We start from the raw sequence: 16,709 nt of genomic DNA, 5'->3' as shown, positions 1-16,709 counted from the left end.
AGAAGGTTTACGTTTCGCGATTCGCGAAGGTGGCCATACAGTAGGCGCTGGTGTTGTTACAGCTATCGAAGCATAATCTGACTGAAAGATTATCTATATAAACCGTGCAATCAAGGAGCGGCAAACTTGCCGCTCTTAGGTTGTGTATAAACTATGATATAGAAGGTTGCCCTCGCGAGGGAGAATTTCTATGGAGCAGTTCATTCTGGAAATGGACGAAGGGAGATATATAACAATGGCAAAACAACAAAAAATCCGTATTCGCTTGAAAGCATATGATCACAAAGCATTGGATCAAAGTGCTCAACGTATTGTAGACGTTGCAAAACGCAATGGTGCATTGGTTTCTGGACCAATTCCATTGCCTACAGAAAAAAACATTTTCACGATTCTTCGTTCTCCACATGTTAACAAAGATTCTCGTGAACAATTCGAAATGCGTACACATAAACGCTTAGTAGAAATTATTGAACCAAATTCGAAAACAGTAGATGCAATCACTCGCCTTGATTTGCCAGCTGGTGTATCTATTGAAATAAAATTATAAGAAATAAGGAGGTGCGATTATGTCTAAAGCTATTTTGGGTAAAAAGTTAGGAATGACTCAAGTCTTCACTACTGAAGGCAAACTAGTTCCTGTCACTGTAGTGGAAACTACACCTAGCGTAGTAGTGCAAGTAAAAACTGTTGAATCCGACGGTTACAATGCAGTACAGCTTGGATACGGTTCCATTAAAGAAAAACATTTAACTAAACCTGTAAAAGGCCAGTTCGATAAAGCCGGCGTTGCGCCAGTTAAATATCTTCGTGAACTTCGCCTTGCTGAAGCAACTGATTACACAGTGGGCCAAACTCTGGCAGCTGATATCTTCGCAGAAGGTGAGCTAGTAGATGTTGTGGGTACAGGTAAAGGTAAAGGTTTCGCTGGTACAATTAAGCGTCATAACTTTAGCCGTGGTCCTGAAACTCATGGTTCCAAATCTCATCGTGAACCAGGTTCCATCGGTCCAATGATCTCCGGTGGCGGCGGTAAAGTATTTAAAGGTAAAAAACTTCCTGGACAAATGGGTGGTGGCAGAGTTACTGTACAACGTCTATCTGTTGTAAAAGTTGATACTGAACGTAACCTTTTATTAATCAAAGGTGGCATCCCTGGTGCTAAAGGTAGCCTAGTGATGGTTCGCAACACAGTAAAACCTGTTAAATAACTAATTGTCGAAAGGAGGATACATAATGCCAACAGTAACTAAATACAACATGTCCGGCGCTAAAGTCGGCGAAATCCAGTTGAATGATGCAGTATTCGGTGTTGAAGTAAACGCTGCTGTTATGCATCAAGCCGTAGTTCGTCAATTATCTAACGAACGACTTGGTACACATGCAACTAAAACTCGAGGAGAAGTACGCGGTGGCGGTAAAAAACCTTGGAGACAAAAAGGCACAGGCCGTGCTCGTGCTGGTTCTAGCCGTTCCCCAATTTGGGTAGGTGGTGGTATCACTTTTGGTCCACAACCACGTAGCTACTATAAAGCTATGCCTCGTAAAGCTAGACGCTTAGCAGTTAAATCTGCATTATCTGATAAAGTAAATAACAGCGAATTGTTCGTAATCGACGAATTGAAATTAGCTGCACCAAAAACTAAAGAAGTATTAAATATTCTTAATAACTTCCAAGTAGGTGACGCAAAAGTTCTTTTCATCACTGATGGTGATGTAAATGTGGAATTATCTGCTCGTAACATTCAAGGTGTGAAAGCTCTTCCATACACGAACATTAATATCTTCGATTTATTGCATCACGACAAACTCTTCATCGCTGAAGGTGCTATTGCAAAAATTGAGGAGGTGCTTGGATAATGAACAAATTTGATGTATTAATTCGTCCAATCATTACAGAAAAAACAACTTTGTTAATGCAAGAAAACAAATACACTTTCCAAGTTCCTTTGAATGCGAACAAAGTAGAAATCCGTAAAGCTGTTGAATCTATCTTCAACGTAAAAGTAGAAAAAGTAGCCACTATCCGTGTATTAGGAAAAACTAAACGCATGGGTCGCACAATGGGTAAACGTAGCGATTATAAAAAAGCTATCGTAACTCTAAAAGCTGGCGAAACTATTGAATTATTTGAAGGTGTATAAGAGTCTAGTAAGGAGGCCCAATAATGGCAATTAAATCATTTAAACCGTACTCCGCTGGTCGTCGGTTTATGACAGTGTCTGCCTTTACTGAAATTACAGCAAGCAAACCTGAAAAATCCTTGCTCGCAAAAGTAACTTCTAAAGGTGGTCGTAATAACACTGGTAAAATGACAGTACGTCATCAAGGTGGCGGTCATAAACGTCAATACCGTATTATTGACTTCAAACGTACTAAAGATAATATCCCAGCTCGCGTAGCTACAATCGAATACGATCCTAACCGTAGTGCTCGTATTGCATTGTTAAACTATGCAGATGGTGAAAAACGTTATATCATTGCTCCACATGGTCTTAAAGTGGGTGATGTAGTTTACTCCGGTCCTGAATCCGATATTAAACCAGGTAATGCATTACCATTGGCTAATATCCCATTGGGTACTCAAGTACACAACATCGAAATGAAAATCGGTAAAGGCGGACAAATCGTTCGTTCTGCTGGTACTTCCGCTCAATTAATGGCGAAAGAAGGCAACTATGCATTACTTCGTTTACCATCTGGTGAACTTCGTCGTGTACGCGTAGAATGCCGTGCTACAGTAGGTGTTGTATCTAACATTGACCATGAAAATATCACTATTGGTAAAGCTGGCCGTCAACGTTGGTTAGGCATTCGTCCTGGCAACCGCGGGGTTACAATGAACCCTTGTGACCATCCTCATGGTGGTGGTGAAGGTAAATCTCCAGTTGGTCGTAAACATCCTGTTACACCTTGGGGTAAACCAGCTCATGGCGTTAAAACTCGCGACAAGAAAAAAGCTTCTAGCAAGTTAATCGTTAAACGTCGTACAAAATAGGATATAGGAAGGAGATATAACAGTGTCCAGATCAATTAAAAAAGGCCCTTTTGTTGCAGAATCTCTTCTGAAAAAAATTGATGCCTTAAATGAAACTAATGATAAAAAAGTAGTAAAAACCTGGTCCCGTGCATCTACTATTTTCCCACAATTTGTAGGCCATACGATTGCTGTGCATGATGGTCGCAAACATGTACCTGTATTCATTACAGAAGATATGGTAGGTCATAAATTAGGTGAGTTCGCTCCTACACGTACTTATAAAGGTCATGGTAAGGACGAAAAATCTACAGGCAGAAAATAGGAGGATTTAACATGGAAGCAAAAGCAATCGCTAGACATATTCGTATTGCGCCTCGTAAAATCCGCATCGTTGCAGATTTAGTGCGCGGTAAAAACATCGGCGAAGCATTTGCCATCTTGAAGTTTACTCCGAAAGTTGGCGCCGATGTAGTAACTAAAGTTTTGACATCTGCTATTGCAAATGCAGAACACAATTTTGATATGAATGTAGATAATCTTTATGTGTCCGAGATCTTTGTTGATCAAGGCCCAACAATGAAACGCATTCATCCTCGTTCCCGTGGACAGGCTTTCAAAATTTTGAAACGTTCTAGCCACGTAACAGTAGTTGTTAAAGAAAGAGCTTAATCGAAGGAGGGAAACAGAGTGGGTCAAAAAGTAAATCCACATGGCTTGCGTGTTGGTATCGTAAAAGATTGGGACGCAAAATGGTATGCTGATAAAGATTTCGCATCTAACCTTCATGAAGACGTAAAAATTCGTACTTTCTTGAAGAAAACACTTTTCATTGCTGGTATTTCCCGCATTGAAATTGAGCGTACAAATAAACGTATTAAAGTAACTATCCACACAGCTAAACCAGGTATGGTTATCGGTAAAGGTGGACAAGGTATCGAAGATATCCGTAAAGAGTTAAAACGTTTTACAGATAAACAAATCGATGTAAACATTGCTGAAATTAAACAAGTAGACATGGAAGCTCAACTTGTTGCTGAAAGCATTGCTAGTCAATTGGAACGCCGTGTAAGCTTCCGTCGTGCAATGAAACAAGCAGTAGGTCGCACTATGCGTTTAGGCGCTAACGGTATCAAAGTAATGGTATCCGGTCGTCTTGGCGGTGCAGAGATCGCTCGTAGCGAATCTTACCGTGAAGGTTCCATTCCACTTCACACACTTCGTGCAAATATCGACTATGCAACAGCAGAAGCACATACAACATATGGTTGCATCGGTATTAAAGTATGGATCTACAAAGGTGAAGTTTTGCCAGAAGCTAAACAAACATCTAAAAAGGAAGAAGGTGACAACTAATGCTAATTCCAAAGCGCGTAAAACATCGTAAACAATTCCGCGGTCGTATGAAAGGCCGTGCAATGCGTGGTAACAAAGTTGCTCATGGTGATTTCGGTTTAGTAGCATTAGAGCCATCTTGGATCACAAACCGTCAAATCGAAGCAGCCCGTATTGCTATGACACGTTACATTAAACGTGGTGGTAAAGTTTGGATTAAAATTTTCCCTGATAAACCAATCACTGCAAAACCAGCAGGCGTTCGTATGGGTTCCGGTAAAGGTTCTCCAGAAAAATGGGTAGCAGTAGTTCGCCCAGGACGTGTAATGTTTGAAATGAACGGCGTTCCAGAAGAAGTGGCTCGCGAAGCTATGCGTCTTGCAAGCCATAAACTTCCAATCAAAACGAAGTTCGTTGTTAAGGGTAAAGAATTGGGTGGTGACGTAAATGAAGGTTAATGACATTCGCAATTTGAGCGCTGCCGAGTTGAACACTAAAGTTTCCGAATTGAAAGAAGAGTTGTTTAACCTACGTTTTCAACTCGCTACTGGTCAATTAGAAAATCCAATGCGTATCCGTGAAGTTAAAAAAACTATCGCTCGTATCAAAACTGTACAACGAGAAGAAGAAATTAAAGGTAACGCATAATAACAAATTTTGTTTGGATTGAATAGGAGGCTTAAAGTCGTGGCAGAAGTAAGAAATGTACGAAAAGCACGTGTAGGTAAAGTTGTAAGCAACAAAATGGACAAAACAGTTGTTGTACAAATCGATCGTAAAGTACCTCACGAATTATATAGCAAGCCAATGGTAACAAGCAAACGTTTTAAAGCTCATGATGAAAATAACGAATGCTTAGTTGGCGATATCGTAAAAATCGTAGAAACTCGTCCATTATCTAAAGATAAACGTTGGAGAGTTGTAGAAATTATTGAAAGACAAAAATAATCAGTGATGTAAGGAGGAAAAGTCATGATCCAGCAACAAACAATTTTGAATGTTGCCGATAACACTGGTGCGAAACGCATTATGTGCATCCAAGTGATGGGCGGTTCTTACCGTAAATTTGGCAATATTGGTGACGTAATCGTTGCTTCTGTAAAAGATGCATCACCCGGTGGCGTTGTCAAGAAAGGCGACGTTGTAAAAGCCGTTATTGTTCGTTCTAAAAAAGGCATCCGTCGTCAAGATGGTTCCTATATCCGTTTCGATGAGAACGCTGCTGTAGTTATTAAAGACGACAAAAGCCCTCGCGGAACTCGTATTTTCGGACCTGTAGCAAGAGAACTTCGTGAAAAAGATTTCATGAAAATTATCTCCCTTGCTCCAGAAGTGTTATAAGAAGGAGGAGCTCAACATGTCCCAAAAACTACATGTTAAAAAAGGTGATACAGTTGTTGTTATCTCCGGCAAGGAAAAAGGTAAACAAGGCGAAATCATCGCTGTTGATATCAAAAAAGAACGAGTAACTGTAAAAGGTCTTAACCTAGTTAAACGTCATACAAAACCTAGCCAAGCGAACCCTCAAGGTGGCATCATTGAAAAAGAAGGTACAATCCATGTATCCAATGTAATGGTGTTAGATCCTGAACAAAAAGTTCCAACTCGTACTAGAAAAGTTGAGGAAAATGGTTCTTTAGTTCGTGTAGCTGTTAAAAGTGGCGCTAAACTTTAATTGATAAGGAAAGGAGGTCTTTTACAAAATGTCTCGTTTACAAGAAAAATATACTTCTGAAATTAAGAAGGCTTTACAAGAGAAATTCCAATATGGCAACGTAATGGAAATTCCTAAATTAGAAAAAATCGTAATCAATATCGGCGTAGGCGATGCTGTTGGTAATTCCAAAGCATTGGACGCAGCTGTTAAAGATTTAGAAATTATCGCTGGCCAAAAACCAGTCGTAACTCGCGCGAAAAAATCCATTGCGAACTTCAAAGTTCGTGAAGGTATGCCTCTTGGCACAAAAGTAACTCTTCGTGGCGAACGCATGTATGAATTCCTCGATAAATTGATTAATGCGGCATTGCCTCGCGTGCGTGACTTCCGTGGTATCAGCGCTAAAGCGTTTGATGGTCGTGGTAACTATGCATTGGGCCTAAAAGAGCAATTAATCTTCCCTGAAATCGAATACGATCAAGTAGAACGAGTAACAGGTATGGATATTATCTTCGTAACAACAGCTAACACTGACGAAGAAGCTCGTGAATTATTGGCACAATTCGGCATGCCTTTTGAAAAATAATTAGGAGGAAACGATAGATGGCTAAAAAATCTATGATCGAACGTGAGAAAAAACGTGCACGTATCGTTGCAAAATATGCAGCAAAACGCGAAGCGTTAAAAGCAGCAGGCGATTATGAAGGTTTATCCAAATTACCTGCCAACGCATCCCCAACACGCTTGCACAACCGTTGCAACTTAACAGGTCGTCCTCATGGTTATATACGTAAATTCGGCATTAGCCGTATTGCGTTCCGTGAATTGGCGTACAAAGGACAAATCCCTGGCGTGAAAAAAGCTAGTTGGTAATAGGATAACGAGAGGAGGTTTTTAGAAGATGGTAATGACAGATCCGATTGCGGATATGCTGACTCGCATCCGTAATGCAAACTCTGCACTTCATGAAACAGTTGAAATCCCTGCTTCTAAAATGAAGGCTGCTGTTTTAGCTATCCTTAAAGACGAAGGTTTCGTTAAGGAAGTTGAAACAATTGAAAATGAAAAACATGCTACTTTAAAAGTAACATTGAAATATGGTTCTAATAATGAAAAAGTAATTACCGGTATTAAACGTATCTCTAAACCAGGTCTACGTGTATACGCGAAAAAGGAAGAACTTCCTCGCGTACTTGGTGGTTTAGGTATTGCAGTTATTTCTACATCTAAAGGCATTATGAGCGACAAACAAGCTCGTAAAGAAGGCTTAGGTGGCGAAGTAATCGCTTACGTTTGGTAATCATAGCAATAGGAGGTAGAAAGAATGTCACGTGTCGGTAGAATGCCTATCGAGATCCCAGCTGGCGTAACAGTATCTCAAAACGAGAATACGTTAACAGTTAAGGGTGCAAAAGGTGAATTAACTCGTACTTTCCATCCGGATATTAACATTGCTGTTGAAGAAAATGTAATCACAGTAACTCGTCCTAGCGATGGAAAAGAACACCGTTCTTTACACGGTTTAACTCGTGCTCTTGTTGCAAATATGGTAACAGGCGTACATGAAGGCTTTACTAAAACTTTAGAAATCAATGGCGTTGGTTACAGAGCGGCTAAGCAAGGTAACAAACTTGCTTTAACATTGGGCTTCTCCCATCCAGTAGAGATGGAAGCTCCTGCTGGTATTACAATCGATGTCCCAGCTCCTAATAAAATCGTTGTTTCTGGTGCTGACAAAGAAGTTGTTGGTGCAGTAGCAGCTGATATTCGTAAATGGAGAAAACCAGAACCTTACAAAGGTAAAGGTATCCGTTACGAAGGCGAAGTTGTTCGTCGTAAAGCAGGTAAAGCTGGCGCTAAAGGTAAGTAATAACAGTTTACATTAGAAAGGAGTGGACATCTTGGCAGGAACATCCAAACGCAAAATTGCTCGTGCAAAACGTCATTTACGTTTACGTCGTCACATTTCCGGTACGGCTGCACGTCCTCGCTTGAACGTATATCGTTCTTTAAGCAATATTTATGCTCAAGTCATTGATGACGTAGCTGGCAAAACATTAGTATCTGCTAGCTCTCAAGATAAAGAATTAAATCTTTCCTACGGCGGTAACGTAGCTGCTGCTAAAGCAGTTGGTGAAGCTGTTGCGAAAAAAGCAATTGCTGCAGGTATCGATACAGTAGTATTTGACCGCGGTGGTTACATTTATCATGGTCGTGTAGCAGCCCTTGCAGAAGGTGCTCGTGAAGCAGGCTTAAAATTCTAAGAAGGAGGAACTATAGACATGGCAAGAATTGATTACACAACTCTTGATCTTAAAGAAAGAGTAGTATTCATCAACCGCGTAGCCAAAGTTGTTAAAGGTGGTCGTCGTTTTTCCTTCAGCGCCCTTGTAGTTGTTGGTGACGGCAACGGTCATGTAGGTGTTGGCTTAGGTAAAGCTGCGGAAGTACCTGATGCAATCCGTAAAGGTATTGATGATGCTAAGAAAAACCTTATTCATGTTGTTATTAAAAATGGTACAATCCCTCATACAGTTACAGGAACATTCGGCGCAGGTCGTGTATTCTTGAAACCAGCTGCAGAAGGTACTGGAGTTATCGCTGGTGGCCCAGTGCGTGCCGTATTGGAATTAGTTGGTGTTCGTAACATCTTGACTAAATCCTTAGGATCTTCTAATCCTAACAACATGGTTCGCGCAACACTAGAAGGTTTAGCTCAATTAAAACGAGCTCAAGACGTGGCTGCACTTCGTGGCAAAACTCTTGAAGAAATTTACGGTTAATAAGGAGACCAATAATGGCACAAGTTAAAGTAACATTAACAAAAAGCTTAATCGGTCGTCCTGCAGATCAACGTGCGACTGTTAAAGCTCTTGGATTGAAAAAAACTAACTCCCAAGTAGTTAAAGAAGTGACACCTCAAATCGAAGGTATGCTTCATAAAGTTAGACATTTAGTAAAAGTAGAAGAAGTATAATAGATAAGGAGGTGCACGAATGAAACTTCATGAATTAGCTCCGGCTGCAGGTTCCAAAAAAACTCGTACTCGTGTAGGTCGTGGTCTTGGATCCGGTTTAGGTAAAACTTCCGGTCGTGGTCAAAAAGGTCAAAATTCTCGTAGTGGTGGCGGTGTGCGCACTGGCTTCGAAGGTGGCCAAATGCCTCTTTATCGTCGTTTACCAAAACGTGGTTTCAAAAATATCTTTGCACTTCAATATGCAGAAGTTAATGTATCCCAATTGAATCGTTTTGAAGACGGTGCAACTGTAGATCCAGTAGCTCTTATTGAAGCTGGTATTTTGAAAAACGTACGTGATGGTATCCGTATCCTTGGTAACGGAACTTTAGAACGTAAATTAACTGTTATCGCTAACGGATTTACAAAATCTGCAGTAGAAAAAATCGAAGCAGCAGGTGGAAAAGTAGAGGTGATCTAGGGTGCTAGATAGCCTCTTGAATATCACAAAAGTAACGGAATTACGCAACAAAGTAGTTTATACATTACTTATGTTCATTGTCTTTCGCTTAGGTATCCATATTCCGGTACCTGGCGTAGAGGCATCTGTTATTGAAAGCTTATTCACCAGTGGTAACTTATTTGGTTTGCTAGATTTGTTCGCCGGTGGTGCGTTAAGTAAGTTCTCTATCTTTGCAATGAGTATTACTCCTTATATCAATGCATCAATCATTATGCAATTGTTAGGAGCCGTAGTACCAACATTTGAAGCATGGAGTAAAGATGGAGAAGAAGGGCGTAAAAAAATTGCTAAAGTAACACGTTATGGTACAGTAATTCTTGGCTTTATTCAAGCCTTTGGTATGACTTATGCATTACGTGCTAGCAACGCACTTATTGATAATAGCTTCATGTCTGTAATTCTAATCTCTATTATTTTGACAGCAGGAACATGTTTCTTGATGTGGGTAGGAGAACAAATTACAGCTCATGGCATAGGTAATGGTATTTCTCTCATTATCTTTGCTGGTATCGTGGCGCGATTCCCTGATGGGGTTCATACCATTTACCAGTACCTACAAGTAGGTACAATTAATGTATTTCAAGCGATTCTATTTGCTATCATTGCGGTAGCTATGATCGTTCTTGTAATTGCTGTGACACAAGGCCAACGTCGAATTCCTATTCAATATGCTAAACGCGTAGTAGGACGAAAAATGTATGGTGGTCACTCAACATTCCTGCCGTTGAAAGTCAATCAAGCAGGGGTTATCCCAATTATCTTTGCGTCATCCATATTGATGTTCCCAGCCACATTGGCACAATTTGTACAAGTACCTTGGGTACAAACAGTTGCAAGTTATTTCCAATGGGGAACGCCGATACAAACTATTTTGTATGCTGTGTTGATTTTATTTTTTACATACTTCTATACAGCTATCTCAATCAATATTACGGATATGGCAGATAATATGAAAAAACACGGTGGTTTTATCCCAGGTATTCGCCCAGGAAAACCGACTGCTGACTATGTAGACCGAGTAATGACTCGAATTACATTAGTAGGTGCATTTTTCTTAGCTTTCGTTGCAATCTTACCAAATATGATTGGTGGATTGACAGGTATTCAAGGTGTGTACTTTGGTGGTACAGCACTACTTATCGTGGTGGGCGTAGCATTAGATACAATGCAACAAGTAGAATCTTTAGTATTAACACGCCAATATAAGGGCTTTGTGAAATAGGAGATTATGATATGTATATTTTATTAATGGGACCTCCAGGTGCTGGTAAAGGCACGCAGGCAGCTCGTCTGATTGAAAAATATGGTATCCCTCAAATTTCTACAGGTGACATGTTCCGTGCCGCTGTAAAAGAATCTACTCCATTAGGATTAGAAGCTAAGAAATATATGGATGCTGGACAATTAGTTCCAGATAGCGTTACCATTGGCATCGTTCGTGAACGCTTGTCCAAGGATGACTGTAAACAAGGTTTCATTTTAGATGGCTTCCCTCGAACAACAGCACAAGCTGTTTCTTTGGATGCGATTTTAAAAGAAATGAACATCGTTCTTGATGCTGTACTTAATTTAAGTGTTCCCTCTGAAGAGTTGGTTCGACGCATCAGTGAAAGAGCACGTCTTGAAAATCGTGATGATGACAAACCGGAAACAGTACAGAAACGTCTTGCTGTATACGAAGAGTCTACTAAACCATTGATCGATTACTATCGTAATAGTGGTCAATATGTAGAAATCAACGGCTTACAGGATGTGGACACAGTATTTGCAAATATCGTTACGGCTTTGGAGAAATAATCAATGATTATTTTTAAATCGCCCGAAGAAATTGAGCATATCCGAAAGGCATCTCAACTGACAGCAGCAACGTTAACCGAGCTTGCTAAACTAGTTAAGCCGGGTGTTTCAACGCTTGAGTTAGACCAATTTGCCGAAGAATATATTCGCAGTCATGGAGGAGTTCCAAGCTGCATTGGTTACTATGGGTATCCAGCAACTATCTGTGCTTCCATAAATCATGAAGTGGTACATGGGATTCCAAGTGCATCTCGTATACTAAAAGATGGCGATGTCATCAGCATTGATTTAGTATCATCTATTAATGGATATCATGGGGATTCTGCTATTACTGTTCCAGTAGGAGAAGTAAGTCCTAAAGTCTATGCATTACTAAAAGTTACAGAGGAATGTCTTTTCAAAGGGATTGAACAAGCTGTAGCGGGTAATCATGTAGGAGATATTTCCCATGCCGTACAATCTCATGCAGAACGTCATAGATATGGTGTTGTGCGAGATTTTGTAGGACATGGTTTAGGAAAAAGCATGCATGAAGATCCACAAGTTCCAAATTATGGTACTAAGGGCAAAGGTCCAGAACTTAGACCAGGAATGGTCATCTGTATTGAGCCAATGATTACTATGGGCACGCACAAAGTAAGAGTTCTTGAAGATAACTGGACTGCGGTCACAATGGACCGTAAGCCAGCTGCTCACTTTGAACATACCATTGCCATTACTGAAAATGGTACTGAAATACTGACTATGCGTGATACACCGAGGTTAATACAATAACCAGTAACCGGAGGATAAAAGATATGTCAAAAGAAGACGTTATTGAAGTGGAAGGTACGGTCGTTGAGGCACTACCAAATGCTATGTTCCAAGTTGAATTGGAAAATGGTCATGTGGTTTTGGCTCATGTGTCAGGTAAAATGCGTATGAATTTTATCCGTATCCTTCCTGGTGATAAAGTTACTATGGAACTGACACCATATGACTTAAGCCGTGGTCGCATCACCTATCGCTTTAAGTAAGCATAGGATCCACAAAGGAGGTACTTATGAAGGTTAAACCATCAGTTAAAAAGATATGCGAAAAATGTAAAATTATTAAACGTAAAGGCCGTGTAATGGTTATTTGCGAAAACCCAAAACATAAACAAAAACAAGGATAATTGATAGGAGGTGGATGAATAGATGGCACGTATAGCCGGTGTAGATTTACCACGTGACAAACGTGTGGAAATTGGTTTAACTTATATTTACGGTATCGGTCTTACTCTTTCTAAAGAAGTATTAGCAAAAACTGGTATCAACCCAGATACTCGCGTTCGTGATTTAAGTGAAGATGAAGTAGCTAAAATCCGTGAACTTCTTGATGCAGAGTATAAAGTAGAAGGTGATCTTCGTCGTGAAGAAGCACTTAACATTAAACGCTTAATTGAAATCAACTCCTATCGCGGTAAACGTCATCGTATGGGACTTCCATGTCGTGGTCAACGTACGAAGACAAATGCTCGTACTCGTAAGGGTCCTCGTAAAGCAATCGCAGGTAAGAAGAAATAATAAAGGAGGGATATTGTGGCTAAGAAAACAGTTAGATCCAAAAGAAAAGAAAAGAAACATATCGAATCTGGTGCAGCGCATATTCGCTCCACTTTTAACAACACTATCGTTACAGTAACAGACGTAAACGGTAATGCTCTTTCTTGGGCATCTGCTGGTGGTCTAGGTTTCCGTGGTTCCCGTAAATCCACTCCATTTGCAGCACAAATGGCAGCTGAACAAGCGGCAAAAGCAGCTATGGAACACGGTCTTCGCACTGTAGAAGTATTTGTTAAAGGTCCAGGATCTGGTCGTGAAGCAGCGATTCGTGCGTTGCAAGCAGCTGGTCTTGAAGTAACAAGCATTAAAGATGTGACTCCAATTCCTCATAACGGCTGTCGTCCTCCAAAACGTCGTCGCGTATAATCTGAGCTATATACTTAGAAAAGTGACAAGTTTTAGAGGAGGGTATACCTGATGAGCGAAGAAAAAAAACTTAGAATCGAGAAAGTAGTAATGACTGAAGATGGCCGCTACGGTAAATTCGTATGCGAGCCATTGGATCGTGGTTATGGTATTACTCTCGGTAATAGCTTGCGTCGCATTTTGCTTTCATCCTTAGATGGAGCAGCAATTACTTCCATCAAGATTGACGGAGTACTTCATGAGTTCTCTACGATTGAAGGTGTTCGTGAGGATGTATCCGATATTATTCTGAACCTTAAACAGTTGTGCATTCGTCTTGAAGATGAAGCACCTGTACCGATGGATGTACATATCGATGTTCGTAAAGATGGAGTATTAACAGCAGGTGACTTGATTCAATTCATGCCTCCTGAAGTCGAAGTCTTAAATCCAGAATTGGTAATTGCTACAATGGATGAAGCAGCTCATCTTGTAATGGATGTGCGTATCGAACGCGGTAAAGGATATGTACCATCTACTAAGAATAAACGTGAAGATGATATGATTGGTCAAATTCCAATTGATTCTATCTTCTCGCCAATTCTAAGAGCAAAATATGAAGTCAGCGATGTCCGCGTGGGCAACGAAATGGACTTTGATAAGCTTACTTTAGAAGTTTGGACAAATGGTTCTATTACAGCATCTGATGCAATTGCTAAATCTGCAGCAATCATGATTTCCTATCTAGGAAACTTTACTCGACTAGCTCATTCTCATGATATGATTAATGTAGGGGAAAGTGAAGCAGAATTAACAAGTGCAAATGGTCAAGAAGGTGGCGATATTGATGCTGAACCTAAAGGACCAACGACAATTCCTATTGAAGATCTTGAGTTGTCTGTTCGTGCTTTCAATTGTTTGAAACGTGCTAACATTCATACTATCGGTGACTTAACTGGTAAAACAGAAGACGAATTAGGAAAAATCCGCAATTTAGGGAAAAAATCTGTAGAAGAAATTCTAGAGAAATTACAATCTTACAATGAGAGTAATGATTCCTTAACATCTCAAAGCGAATAAGAGGAGAAAGACTAATGGCATACAGAAAATTAGGCCGCAACAGTTCCGCTCGTAAAGCGTTGTTCCGCGGTATGGTAACATCTCTCTTCGTACATGAACGCATTGAAACAACAGAAGCAAAAGCAAAAGAGCTTCGCAAATATGTTGATGAAATGATTACATTAGGCAAACGTGGCGACTTACATGCTCGTCGTCAAGTTCTTGCTTTTCTTATGAACGAAGATGCAGTAAAAAAATTATTTGATGAAATTGCTCCAAAATATGCTGAGCGCAACGGTGGTTACACTCGTGTAATCAAACTTGGCCTTCGTAAAGGCGATGCAGCTCCATTGGCTATTCTTGAGCTTGTATAATCAACAGCAATCTGGTTGTGATAGGATGAGTTTCACTCATTCTGTTGCAGCCTTTTTTGCTTTTCTATGGCATATAGAGGCTCTATCTAATAGAGAACCGTTTATAGTCAGATAGCGGGATTTTTGGGTTTTGTAACATATAGTATAGAGGCGAAATAAAATGAATTGAATACATGAAAATAGCGACTCTGTCCGGTGGGATGGAGTCGCTGTTTTAGTATTAATTAAATTGTGTTTCGTCTACTTCTAAGAATCCGAAGTATTCCATACGTCGAATCATTTCTTCGTAGAAAGCAAGGATCATGGCGTATTTGTTGGATTGTTGTAAGGCTAGAGGGCTAATGCTTTCTTCTGTCATAGCCTCGTAGATTTTGCACATTACATCATGTTTTGTGGTTGGCTTGCTGAGGAGTTTCATGAACTCTAAATCTTCTTCATTGAAATCGGAGATAGGGTCATTGTAGCGATTGCCAGGATAGATGTAAGCGTTCACGCCTTCTTGTGGCATAATCTCTACAAATGGAATATAGCGTTCAGGGATGTAGCTTTTCTTCTCTTCAAAAATATGGTGTTTGAAAGGATGCTCTGTTTCCAACACGGATAGGCTGATACCGCCTTGAATGATGTGTTCTACTAAGAACTGATAGAACAATGGCAAGCACATATCAGGAATTACATGCTCTTCTGTATAGGTTACTAATGTGTTGTGTTTCAGATAGAAATGAGGGCCCTCTTGTTGGAATAAATCTACTAATGCTTTTGTTGCAGAGCTATCCATCCGTTTTGCCAAGTCTTCAAAGATGGATTTTAAATGCTCTGATGGAATACGTAGGGTAAATAGAAATTGCTCCAAGCTGCGCTGGAATCCTGCATCTGTCACAGATGTTTCGGTGATACGTTTTGGAGTAGCCCCCTTGTGAGTGAACAAGGATTTGCGGAATGCTGTATTCAGCATAAAATCGATGTACTGTTCTCGTGCTAATGGGTCATGCGGAGCGAGCTCTTGTAATTTAGTGCGCAATGTTTCGTCATATACAGCAGGGAAGGATAAATTGAGATCACAATCGCATAGGTAGGTGAATCCATGCTCTGCCATATGGTCCATGCATTGGTGAAAGTACACCGGCGTGTTCACTGGCTCTAAATGGTCATGACCTACATAGCAATCTTGTTTTTGCAATGTTTGGCGCAAGGACTGTAAAAAGGATGATTGTTGGCTTTTTACCATATCGTATTCGAGCATGAGAGCACCTAGCTTACTTGCCAGCGTTTTACCATGGCGCACTTTTTCACGATGGTTTAATGTGTCCACATCTTTGTTGGCAAACTCTAAGAGAGCACGTACACTGTCCATTTTATGCCAACCTGGGTAGGTGTTATAAGACATGTACAAGATACCATTCTCTGCTAAATGCTCTTTACAGAGGCGAAGGAAATTGTCTTTCGTTTCCTCGTCTACCCAAGAATAGAAGCCATGGGCGACGATGTAATCGTAGGTGCCGAGGCACTCGTGACTTTCATTGACGTCACCTTCTAACAAGTCAAGGTTGGTGATGCCTAATTGGTCGATGTAGGTCTTGCCCACGCTCACTTGGGTCGGAGCAATTTCGATGCCTGTGAAAGTAGCCTTCGGATAGAACAGGGCTTGAGAAATTAAATTACCGCCGTAGGAAGAGCCGATTTCTAAAATGCGAGCAGTGCTTGCAGGAGCCGGTGAAAGCCCTAATAGACGAGCGTAACTTTCAAGGAACGGAGCAGATGCATACGGAAATGGTTGGGAAAGATACCCTAAGTCAGCATAGATTTCCTTGGCTTGTTCTTTAGTCATTCGTGTGTTGTATCGCATAAAAACTCCTTTAGTTTCTGAGGTGTCGTAGACCGACTCAGAAAGTCTTGTCAATGGTTTATGTAATTTACTTATCGTATCATTAGTATAACAGAAAAGAGATGAATTACATACTGTTATCTAGGGTGGCTTTGTGCTGGAATTATTTTGTAGAGAAAATGAGTGTTTTCTGTTGTAACCGTTAAGGTATATATGGATGTAAAAGTAAATATCCTACAGAATAAGTAAATGAGAATAATTTTGAAATAAAAAATAGT

At 40.3% G+C, this 16,709-nt stretch carries 32 protein-coding genes; 31 read left to right on the top strand and 1 reads right to left on the bottom strand.

The features are described 5' to 3' along the window. From EO119_RS08295 to rplQ, 31 genes are all read left to right on the top strand, one after another. Positions 1–76: hypothetical protein (locus tag EO119_RS08295; RefSeq protein WP_164723757.1), on the top strand; the 76-nt coding region annotated here is incomplete at its 5' end. Positions 77–235: 159 nt separating this feature from the next. Further along, positions 236–547 (top strand): 30S ribosomal protein S10, encoded by a 312-nt coding sequence (gene rpsJ, locus EO119_RS07385; protein WP_009353924.1) that lies wholly within the window; start codon positions 236–238, stop codon positions 545–547. 19 nt (positions 548–566) lie between these two features. After that, positions 567–1,208, top strand: a complete 642-nt coding sequence (gene rplC / locus EO119_RS07380; protein ID WP_009353879.1) for a 50S ribosomal protein L3 — start codon at positions 567–569, stop codon at positions 1,206–1,208. Between the two features lie 25 nt (positions 1,209–1,233). Then, a complete protein-coding gene (rplD, locus tag EO119_RS07375; protein WP_009353880.1) occupies positions 1,234–1,857 on the top strand; it encodes a 50S ribosomal protein L4 in 624 nt (207 codons plus the stop codon). Continuing rightward, entirely contained in the window at positions 1,857–2,141 is a 285-nt protein-coding gene (rplW, locus tag EO119_RS07370) for a 50S ribosomal protein L23 (RefSeq protein WP_009353943.1), read from the top strand. The genes rplD and rplW overlap by 1 nt, the downstream gene beginning before the upstream one ends. Before the next feature lie 23 nt (positions 2,142–2,164). Further along, complete coding sequence (rplB, locus tag EO119_RS07365) at positions 2,165–2,995, top strand: 50S ribosomal protein L2 (RefSeq protein WP_009353898.1); 831 nt, start codon at positions 2,165–2,167, stop codon at positions 2,993–2,995. Positions 2,996–3,017: 22 nt separating this feature from the next. After that, the gene (gene rpsS, locus EO119_RS07360) at positions 3,018–3,299 is read left to right on the top strand and encodes a 30S ribosomal protein S19 (protein WP_009353934.1); all 282 of its coding nucleotides are present in this window, start codon (positions 3,018–3,020) and stop codon (positions 3,297–3,299) included. An 11-nt stretch (positions 3,300–3,310) separates the two neighbouring features. Beyond that, positions 3,311–3,646, top strand: coding sequence for a 50S ribosomal protein L22 (gene rplV / locus EO119_RS07355; RefSeq protein WP_009353926.1), 336 nt, complete (start codon positions 3,311–3,313; stop codon positions 3,644–3,646). 18 nt (positions 3,647–3,664) lie between these two features. Further along, complete coding sequence (rpsC, locus tag EO119_RS07350) at positions 3,665–4,330, top strand: 30S ribosomal protein S3 (protein ID WP_009353925.1); 666 nt, start codon at positions 3,665–3,667, stop codon at positions 4,328–4,330. Next, positions 4,330–4,767, top strand: a complete 438-nt coding sequence (gene rplP, locus EO119_RS07345; RefSeq protein ID WP_126941257.1) for a 50S ribosomal protein L16 — start codon at positions 4,330–4,332, stop codon at positions 4,765–4,767. Before rpsC ends, rplP begins: the two co-directional genes overlap by 1 nt. Beyond that, a complete protein-coding gene (gene rpmC / locus EO119_RS07340) occupies positions 4,757–4,957 on the top strand; it encodes a 50S ribosomal protein L29 (protein WP_009353915.1) in 201 nt (66 codons plus the stop codon). Before rplP ends, rpmC begins: the two co-directional genes overlap by 11 nt. Before the next feature lie 39 nt (positions 4,958–4,996). Continuing rightward, entirely contained in the window at positions 4,997–5,257 is a 261-nt protein-coding gene (rpsQ, locus tag EO119_RS07335; RefSeq protein ID WP_009353932.1) for a 30S ribosomal protein S17, read from the top strand. Positions 5,258–5,281: 24 nt separating this feature from the next. Then, positions 5,282–5,650: a 50S ribosomal protein L14 gene (gene rplN / locus EO119_RS07330; protein WP_009353930.1), complete on the top strand. Its 369-nt coding sequence runs from the start codon at positions 5,282–5,284 to the stop codon at positions 5,648–5,650. 16 nt (positions 5,651–5,666) lie between these two features. After that, a complete protein-coding gene (gene rplX, locus EO119_RS07325) occupies positions 5,667–5,984 on the top strand; it encodes a 50S ribosomal protein L24 (RefSeq protein WP_126941255.1) in 318 nt (105 codons plus the stop codon). A gap of 28 nt (positions 5,985–6,012) precedes the next feature. Continuing rightward, positions 6,013–6,552 carry a 50S ribosomal protein L5 gene (gene rplE / locus EO119_RS07320; protein WP_009353920.1) on the top strand — a complete coding sequence of 180 codons (540 nt, stop codon included), beginning with the start codon at positions 6,013–6,015 and terminating at the stop codon, positions 6,550–6,552. Between the two features lie 17 nt (positions 6,553–6,569). Continuing rightward, positions 6,570–6,839, top strand: coding sequence for a 30S ribosomal protein S14 (rpsN, locus tag EO119_RS07315; protein ID WP_009353911.1), 270 nt, complete (start codon positions 6,570–6,572; stop codon positions 6,837–6,839). Between the two features lie 28 nt (positions 6,840–6,867). Beyond that, positions 6,868–7,266: a 30S ribosomal protein S8 gene (rpsH, locus tag EO119_RS07310; RefSeq protein WP_009353887.1), complete on the top strand. Its 399-nt coding sequence runs from the start codon at positions 6,868–6,870 to the stop codon at positions 7,264–7,266. Positions 7,267–7,290: 24 nt separating this feature from the next. Next, a complete protein-coding gene (rplF, locus tag EO119_RS07305; protein ID WP_009353919.1) occupies positions 7,291–7,836 on the top strand; it encodes a 50S ribosomal protein L6 in 546 nt (181 codons plus the stop codon). A gap of 31 nt (positions 7,837–7,867) precedes the next feature. Beyond that, positions 7,868–8,230 (top strand): 50S ribosomal protein L18, encoded by a 363-nt coding sequence (gene rplR / locus EO119_RS07300; protein ID WP_009353882.1) that lies wholly within the window; start codon positions 7,868–7,870, stop codon positions 8,228–8,230. A gap of 18 nt (positions 8,231–8,248) precedes the next feature. Further along, the gene (rpsE, locus tag EO119_RS07295) at positions 8,249–8,749 is read left to right on the top strand and encodes a 30S ribosomal protein S5 (protein WP_009353893.1); all 501 of its coding nucleotides are present in this window, start codon (positions 8,249–8,251) and stop codon (positions 8,747–8,749) included. Positions 8,750–8,763: 14 nt separating this feature from the next. After that, a complete protein-coding gene (gene rpmD, locus EO119_RS07290; protein WP_009353936.1) occupies positions 8,764–8,943 on the top strand; it encodes a 50S ribosomal protein L30 in 180 nt (59 codons plus the stop codon). Between the two features lie 19 nt (positions 8,944–8,962). After that, complete coding sequence (rplO, locus tag EO119_RS07285) at positions 8,963–9,403, top strand: 50S ribosomal protein L15 (protein WP_009353906.1); 441 nt, start codon at positions 8,963–8,965, stop codon at positions 9,401–9,403. A gap of 1 nt (position 9,404) precedes the next feature. After that, complete coding sequence (secY, locus tag EO119_RS07280) at positions 9,405–10,667, top strand: preprotein translocase subunit SecY (protein WP_126941253.1); 1,263 nt, start codon at positions 9,405–9,407, stop codon at positions 10,665–10,667. Positions 10,668–10,678: 11 nt separating this feature from the next. Then, positions 10,679–11,242, top strand: coding sequence for an adenylate kinase (locus tag EO119_RS07275; protein ID WP_009353894.1), 564 nt, complete (start codon positions 10,679–10,681; stop codon positions 11,240–11,242). 3 nt (positions 11,243–11,245) lie between these two features. Beyond that, positions 11,246–12,016 carry a type I methionyl aminopeptidase gene (gene map, locus EO119_RS07270; RefSeq protein ID WP_009353874.1) on the top strand — a complete coding sequence of 257 codons (771 nt, stop codon included), beginning with the start codon at positions 11,246–11,248 and terminating at the stop codon, positions 12,014–12,016. Between the two features lie 23 nt (positions 12,017–12,039). Next, the gene (gene infA / locus EO119_RS07265) at positions 12,040–12,258 is read left to right on the top strand and encodes a translation initiation factor IF-1 (RefSeq protein WP_009353944.1); all 219 of its coding nucleotides are present in this window, start codon (positions 12,040–12,042) and stop codon (positions 12,256–12,258) included. Between the two features lie 26 nt (positions 12,259–12,284). Further along, complete coding sequence (gene rpmJ, locus EO119_RS07260; protein WP_007391661.1) at positions 12,285–12,398, top strand: 50S ribosomal protein L36; 114 nt, start codon at positions 12,285–12,287, stop codon at positions 12,396–12,398. Positions 12,399–12,420: 22 nt separating this feature from the next. Then, a complete protein-coding gene (gene rpsM / locus EO119_RS07255) occupies positions 12,421–12,789 on the top strand; it encodes a 30S ribosomal protein S13 (RefSeq protein ID WP_009353922.1) in 369 nt (122 codons plus the stop codon). Between the two features lie 15 nt (positions 12,790–12,804). Continuing rightward, complete coding sequence (gene rpsK, locus EO119_RS07250) at positions 12,805–13,194, top strand: 30S ribosomal protein S11 (RefSeq protein ID WP_009353912.1); 390 nt, start codon at positions 12,805–12,807, stop codon at positions 13,192–13,194. Positions 13,195–13,245: 51 nt separating this feature from the next. Next, a complete protein-coding gene (locus EO119_RS07245) occupies positions 13,246–14,253 on the top strand; it encodes a DNA-directed RNA polymerase subunit alpha (RefSeq protein WP_009353885.1) in 1,008 nt (335 codons plus the stop codon). A 14-nt stretch (positions 14,254–14,267) separates the two neighbouring features. Next, on the top strand, positions 14,268–14,606 hold the full coding sequence (gene rplQ, locus EO119_RS07240) for a 50S ribosomal protein L17 (RefSeq protein WP_009353923.1): 339 nt from the start codon (positions 14,268–14,270) through the stop codon (positions 14,604–14,606). Between the two features lie 220 nt (positions 14,607–14,826). Here the strand turns inward: rplQ and EO119_RS07235 are convergent, their stop codons facing one another. After that, positions 14,827–16,452, bottom strand: a complete 1,626-nt coding sequence (locus EO119_RS07235; RefSeq protein WP_126941251.1) for a class I SAM-dependent methyltransferase — start codon at positions 16,450–16,452, stop codon at positions 14,827–14,829. Between the last annotated feature and the right edge of the window lie 257 nt (positions 16,453–16,709).

The sequence above is a fragment of the Veillonella sp. CNR 79/14 genome (assembly GCF_003992185.1).
In the GTDB taxonomy this organism is placed as follows: Bacteria; Bacillota; Negativicutes; order Veillonellales; family Veillonellaceae; genus F0422.
The sequence above is the reverse complement of the archived record's forward strand: the minus strand, read 5'-3'. Positions and strand labels throughout refer to the sequence as shown.